Below are 2,795 nucleotides of genomic sequence, written 5' to 3'. Positions count from 1 at the left end.
ACTGCGCCCACTCGGCTGTCTGCAGTGGCACGTTGAGTACCGTGCATCTCAGCCTTCTCCGGGCTGGACCTACACCACGGAATGGGACACGACCACTGAGCCACCGCGCCGATTGAATCGTGAGCCAGGGTGGAAGCCGACGCAGCGATGGTCGGCTGTGGATAAGTGTATGGCCTGCCTTGTTCGTTGACCTCCTCTTGGTCTTGTGATTCGAGTCATAGGGCGCGGAGGGCGAAGCCCGTAGCGCCTTGTCTCGGATGCTGCATACGTCAGTCGGCGGTGTCCGTTGGCTCGCTTTTGCTGCCGCCCTTGCGGGCCTGTTCCCTGGCCTTGATGCGCTTCTTGGCGGTCGCGCTGCTGTGCAGGAAGCGATGGCTCTCGTTGCCCGTCTCCACGATGTGGCAGTGATGCGTGAGCCGGTCGAGCAAGGCGGTGGTCATCTTCGCGTCGCCGAAGACCGTGGACCATTCGGCGAAGTCCAGGTTGGTGGTGATCACCACGCTGGTGTGCTCGTACAGCTTGGACAGCAGATGGAACAGCAGCGCTCCGCCGGCTTGGCTGAACGGCAGGTAGCCCAGCTCGTCCAGGATCACCAGGTCCATGCGCAGCAGCGCACTGGCGATGCGCCCGGCCTTGCCCTGGGCCTTCTCCTGCTCCAGTGCATTGACCAGATCGACCGTCGAGAAGAACCGCACGCGCTTGCCGTGCCGTGTGATGCCCGAGACACCCAGGGCGGTGGCCAGATGGGTCTTGCCCGTGCCTGGTCCGCCGACCAGCACGGTGTTGTGCGCGGCCTCGGTGAACTCCAGCGTGGCGAGCTGGTGGATCAGCTTCTTGTCCACCACCGAGGCATCGAAGTCGAAGCCAGCAAGGTCTCGGTGCACAGGGAAGCGCGCCGACGTCATTTGGTACTGGACTGAGCGCATCGCCCGATCCGTGGTCTCGGCCTGCAGCAGATGTTCGACCAGCCAGCGCGCAGCATCCAGCCCTGATGCCGGCCCTTGCTCCTGCAGATCGAACCAGGCCCCGGCCATGCCGTGCAGGCGCAACGCCTTGAGCTCAACGGTCACTTCACGCATGGTCCACCTCCTGGCCGCGCAGGCTGTCGTAGCGCGCCGTGTTGGCCAGCGGCGGCGTGGCGACCTGCAGCGCCGTCTCGGCGCTCTGCGGCGCAGCCGGTGCGGTCAGCCGGCTGAGCACGTTGACCACGTGCTCCACGCTGACGCGCCCGGACGCAGGGCTGCTCTCCATCGCCAGCTCGACCGCCACGATCACCGCATCCAGACCAGCGGTGGGCACGATGGCCAGCACTTGTGCCATCACGCGGTCGCCGCCGGGTTGGCGCAGCAGGCCTCGGCGCAACTGCTGCAGCGCCTCGGGCATGTCCGCGAAGGGCGCTCCGTTCCTGAGCGCACCGGGCTTGCGCTGCACCAACGGGATGTAGTGCTGCCAGTCGTAGCGGGTGCCGCCCGAGTCGCTCAGGCGCTCGTGGCGCGCGACCACCGCATCGTCGGCGACGACCACGACGCTGGCCGGATACAGCCGTGTGCTGACCATCTGTCCAGCCAACTCGCACGGCACCGAGTAGCGGTTGCGCGCCACCGACACCAGACAGGTGCTCGACACCCGTGCAGGCTTCTCCACGTAGCCATCGAAGGGCTCTGGCATGGGCATCAGGTGGGGCCGCTCGTGCTCGAGCATCTCGGCCACGCTGAACTGGCTGTGCTCGGGATGGCGCACCTCGCTCCACAGCGCCCGACACCGCTCGCTCAGCCACGCATTGAGCTCGGCGAAGGAGCCGAAGCGCCGCCTGGCCGCCTCGATCCAGATGCGCCGGCGGCTGTCCTGCACGTTCTTCTCCACGCGCCCCTTCTCCCAGCCCGAGGCCACATTGCAGAAGTCCGGGTCGTACAGGTAGTGCGCGCACATCACCGCAAAGCGCGCGTTGACGGTGCGGCCCTTGCCCTTGTGAACCTTGTCCACGGCGGTGCGCATGTTGTCGTAGATCCCGCGGCGCGCGACACCGCCCAGCGCAGCAAACGAGCGGGTGTGGGCGTCGAACAGCATCTCATGGCCTTGGCTCGGATAAGCCACCAGCCAGAACGCACGGCTCGCGCATAGCTTCAAATGGGCCACCTGCAGTCGGTAGTAGATGCCGCCGACGACCAGGCCTTCCTCGCTCCAATCGAACTGGAAGGCTTCGCCCAACTCGAAGTTCAGCGGAACGTAGGCCGTGACGTTGACCGCCTGTCCCTCGCCCTGACGCCGTGCTCGAACGAAGTCGGTGACGGCCGAATACCCACCGGCATAGCCCGCGGCCTTGATCTCGGCATGCAGCGCACGCGCCGTGCGTCTCTCGTGCTTGGGCCGTCTGGCATCGGCCGTCAGCGCCTGCTTGAGCGCTTCCTCAAACGCGCTGAGCTTGTTCGGGCGTGGATCGCGCCGGTACTTCGGTGCCTCCTTCACAGGCGCGCGCAGCCACTTGGAAACCGTGTTGCGGGACAGCCCCGTCCTGCGCGCTATCTCGCGCTCCGACAGCTGGTCCCTCGCGTGCAGCCGTCGGATCTTGCCAATCATGTCCATGGTGATCACTCCTCGAACCCCGCCGCTTAAAAAAGCAGCAGAGTAGGTTGAACACCTGGCTCACTTTTACTTCGGCACTATCCGCAAAACTGGCTCAACTTCCGGTCGGCGCCAACAGGCGCACTTCAAGCTCAGCCACAGCCGGGCCTTCCTCGTGCGGGCATACCCGCTGCAGACCCACGAGATGCTGTTCGATGCGCATAACCGTGCCT

The 2,795-nt window shown here is 65.7% G+C and carries 2 protein-coding genes; both read right to left on the bottom strand.

All coding sequences use genetic code 11. The features are described 5' to 3' along the window. Positions 1-269: 269 nt before the first annotated feature. Entirely contained in the window at positions 270-1,079 is an 810-nt protein-coding gene (istB, locus tag BM345_RS29430) for an IS21-like element helper ATPase IstB (RefSeq protein WP_093387376.1), read from the bottom strand. Further along, positions 1,072-2,583: an IS21 family transposase gene (gene istA, locus BM345_RS29425; protein WP_093387374.1), complete on the bottom strand. Its 1,512-nt coding sequence runs from the start codon at positions 2,581-2,583 to the stop codon at positions 1,072-1,074. The genes istB and istA overlap by 8 nt, the downstream gene beginning before the upstream one ends. Positions 2,584-2,795: the final 212 nt, after the last annotated feature.

This window comes from Variovorax sp. OV329 (genome assembly GCF_900114785.1).
Taxonomy (GTDB): Bacteria; Pseudomonadota; Gammaproteobacteria; order Burkholderiales; family Burkholderiaceae_C; genus Variovorax.
Note: the sequence above shows the minus strand (reverse complement) of the source record. Positions and strands in the feature narration are given on the sequence as shown.

Excerpts from the sequence above, each read along its gene's own strand:
- istB (WP_093387376.1), bottom strand. The coding sequence starts at position 1,079 with ATGCGTGAAGTGACCGTTGAGCTCAAGGCGTTGCGCCTGCACGGCATG.
- istA (WP_093387374.1), bottom strand. The coding sequence starts at position 2,583 with ATGGACATGATTGGCAAGATCCGACGGCTGCACGCGAGGGACCAGCTG.